This window comes from bacterium, assembly GCA_030654305.1.
GTDB lineage: Bacteria > Krumholzibacteriota > Krumholzibacteriia > LZORAL124-64-63 > LZORAL124-64-63 > PNOJ01.
The window spans coordinates 1-3,456 of sequence record JAURXS010000321.1; the positions used below are offsets into that span (position 1 = coordinate 1).

The following is a 3,456-nucleotide window of genomic DNA, read 5'->3' on the forward strand; positions in this document are numbered from 1 at the left end:
CGGTGGAGACCGTGACCTGCTCGGTCGCCTCGTAGGTGCCGACGGCCGGGGAGCTGGCGGTCATGGCCATGGGCGCCGCCGGCGCCGTGACGACCGGCAGCGGGGGCGTGGCGAAGCCGCCGCCCGCCTTCTCCCGGGCGCAGCCGGCGGCCAGCGCCAGGACGAGGACCGGAAAGAGCGCGCCCGCGGCGCGCACGTGGACCGCGTGTCGGTGAGTCACTGCCCGCTCTCCTTGGTGAGGAAACCGTCCGCCGTGAGGCGGCGCAGGTCCGCCGCCGCACGGGCGGCGCGCACCTGCGCCTGGGAACGCCGCTGCTGTGCCGCGGCCAGGTCGGCCGCCAGGCGCACCAGCTCGAAGGCCGTCGTGCGGCCGTTGCGGAACTCGATCAGGCCGATCCGGACCTGCTCGCGGGACGCGTCGACGCCCTCGTCGGCCAGGGCGAGCCGCTCGCGGTTGGCGGCGAGCTCGCGGCAGTCGGCGCGGACCCGCGCTTCCAGGTCGCGGCGCGCGGCTTCGAGCTGCAGCCCGGCGGAGACCGTGGCGGCCCGGACCCGGTCGCGCTCGCCGCCGCCCGCGCGGCCGCCCAGCGGCAGCGAGAAGCTCACGCCCACGCTCCAGTTCGGATAGGTCCGCCTCACGACCTGGTCCAGGCTCTCGCCCAGTCCACCGATGTCGGCGGTCTGGATGGTCTCCGGTTCGGCGCCGAAGGGCGAGACGATCCGCCGGCCCGAACCCGACAGCCCCGCGCCGCCCAGCGATCCGATCAGGTCCAACCGGGGCCGCGCGTCGACCGCGGCGGCGTCCGCGAGCGCCTGCAGGGCGGCCACGTTCCGCTCGAACGACCGCAGCTGGAGGTTGTCGGACAGGGCCACGGCCAGCGCCGCTTCCTCGTCCGGGGCCGCGAAGGCGGGCGGCGGCGCGGCGGCGGTCAGGTAGCGGCGGGACCCGCCGGCCGGCCGGCGGCCGATGAGGGCGGCGAAGCGGTCCGACTCCAGGTCCAGGGCTTCGCGCCGGTCCAGCCAGGCCTGCTCCTGCTCGGCCAGGAACACGCGGGCGCTGGCCACCTGGCCGGGTCCGATCAGGCCCGCGTCGGCCCGGATCCGGGTCTCGTCCAGCAGGGAGGCGGCCTGGTCGCGCAGCAGCTGCTGCACGGCGAGATCGCGCACCGCGCCGTGGAGCTGCCAGTAGGCCGTCTCGACCACGGCGCGCACGCCCAGGACGGCGTCGTCGTGGGCGGCGAGCGCGGCCTCGTAGCTCCGCTCGGCGGACGCCAGCGCTCCTTTCGCCGCCGCGCCGGATCCCTTCAGCAGCGGCTGGCGCAGCTCGAGTCGGCCGGCCGCATCGTGCTGCGGCCGCAGCGACGCGTAGGCGTTGTTGGTCTCGGACCGCACCGCGTCCAGCGACGCGGTCAGTTCGGTGCCCCAGCGGGTCTTCAGGCGCAGCCCCGCGGTGCCCGCGGTCTGCTCCGTCTCCAGGACGCTGGCCCCGGCAAACAGGGAGGCGGTGGGCTGCTCGGAGGAGCTGCGGGTCAGGCCGCCGTAGAATTCGGGATCGAACCCCCCGCGCTCGCGGCGCAGGGCCCCGCGCGCGGCGTCCAGCTCGGCCCGCGCGATCCGCGCGTCGGTGGAACCCCCGACCGCCGCGAGCAGCGCCTGCTCGAGCGCGAGCGGCTCCCCTTCGATCCGCGCCAGGGCCTGCGCGAGGGCGCTGTCGGGCTCGGCGGCGGTCGGCGGGCCCGCGGCGGCACCGGCCGCCGTCAGCGCCAGGACGGCCAAGACGGCCAGGACAGACAGGACCGGCAGCCGGCGCCCGAGGAGGGACAAGACGGAGAACGGCATTTGCAGGAGCCTCCCGGGTTCCGATCGGGTCTCGAAACGGTGCGGGCGCCGTCGGCGCCCGCACCGCGGGGTCAGGATAATAGCGACGGCGGGAATCCGCCGCCGCGCCTTCAGGACCGGGGCCCGAAGCCTTCCTTGAAGCGCAGGATGCGGGCGGGGTTGCCGGCGACGACCGCTCCCGGCGGCACGTCCTTGGTCACCACGGAGCCCGCGCCGACCACCGCGTCGTGGCCGATGCGCACCGGCAGCAGGGTCACGTTGCTGCCGATCGAGGCGCGGTCCTCGATGGTCGTGGACTTCCACTTCTCCTTCTCGGGCTGCGGCGGCATCGTGTCGTTGATGAACATGACGCCGTGGCCGACGAACACGTCGTCGCCGATGGTCACCAGCTCGCAGACGAAGGTGTGGCTCTGGACGCGCGTGCGGTCCCCCACCTTGACGCCGTTCTGCAGCTCGACGAAGGTGCCGATCATGCTGTCGCGACCCACCTCGCACTCGTACATGTTGACGAAGTTCCAGATCTTGGTGCCTTCGCCGATCTTGCAGTTGCGGATGATCTGCTTGTCGTTCACGGGGTAGCTCATCGCCTCTCCTCGGCTGTTTCAGGTGGCGTTCTGGGTGGTGACGGTCACCGTCGGTCCGCCGCGCCGGGCGGGGCGCAGCAGCCCGCGGAAATACGCTTCGACTTCGTCGAGCATCCGCCCGTGCGAGTACAGCTCGCCGGCCCGCCGCCGGCCCGCCACGGCCAGACGCGCGGCCAGCGCCGGGTCGTCGAACAGGGACGCGACGGCCGCGCGCCAGCCCTCCCCGTCGTCGGGGTCGCGCAGCAGGCCGGCCACGCCGTCCGGCACGATCTCCGGCAGGTTGCTCGCCCGCGCGACGACGACCGGCTTGCCCGCGGCCATCGCCTCGACCACGGCGTAGCCGAAGCCCTCGCGCCGCGCCGGGTGGCAGAAGACGTCGATCCCCTGCAGCAGGCGGGGCACGTCGTCGCGGAACCCGAGCAGGTGCAGGGCGTCCCCGGCGCCGGCGTCGCGGGCCGTCGCCAGCAGGGCGCCGCGCTCCGGCCCCTCGCCGACGAGCCACAGCTGCAGGCCAGGATGCGAGGCGCGCAGGGCGCCGAGCTGCCGCACGACCACGAGGTGGTTCTTGCGCGTGGTCAGCTCGCCGACCATCCCGAGCACCGGCGTCCCCGGCCCGGCGCCGGCTTCGGCGCGCACCGCGGCGCGCGCGGCGGCGTAAGCGTCGTCATCCAGGGCGTAGCGACCGACGTCGATCCCGTTGCTGATGACCCGCACCTTGTCCGGGGGCAGCCAGGGCGCGCTCGCCAGCAGGGTCGCGCGGGTGGCCAGCGAGTTGGCGATGACCCCCCCGGCCACCTTCAGGTACGCGAGCTTGTGCGAGACCTTGCCGCCCAGGGGCGACTCGCTGCCGCGCCGCGGCACGACCACGGCGCCGGCCAGCCGCGCGGCGGGTCCCGCGACGCGCAGCACCTTGTCCATGTTCAGGCAGAGCAGGTCGATCCGGTGCCGCCGGCACAGCCGCCAGTAGCGCCAGGAGAGGGCCGGGTCCAGGTCGCCGTGGAAGACCAGTTCCGTCACCACGAGCCCGGCCGCC

At 74.9% G+C, this 3,456-nt stretch carries 4 protein-coding genes; all 4 read right to left on the minus strand.

The genetic code is table 11. The features are described 5' to 3' along the window. Window positions 1–220: hypothetical protein (locus Q7W29_09190; protein ID MDO9171992.1), on the minus strand; the 220-nt coding region annotated here is incomplete at its 3' end. Then, window positions 217–1,839: a TolC family protein gene (locus Q7W29_09195; GenBank protein ID MDO9171993.1), complete on the minus strand. Its 1,623-nt coding sequence runs from the start codon at window positions 1,837–1,839 to the stop codon at window positions 217–219. The genes Q7W29_09195 and Q7W29_09190, both read right to left, overlap by 4 nt. 110 nt (window positions 1,840–1,949) lie before the next feature. Further along, a complete protein-coding gene (locus tag Q7W29_09200; GenBank protein ID MDO9171994.1) occupies window positions 1,950–2,423 on the minus strand; it encodes an acyltransferase in 474 nt (157 codons plus the stop codon). Between the two features lie 18 nt (window positions 2,424–2,441). Next, window positions 2,442–3,456: glycosyltransferase (locus tag Q7W29_09205; GenBank protein MDO9171995.1), on the minus strand; the 1,015-nt coding region annotated here is incomplete at its 5' end.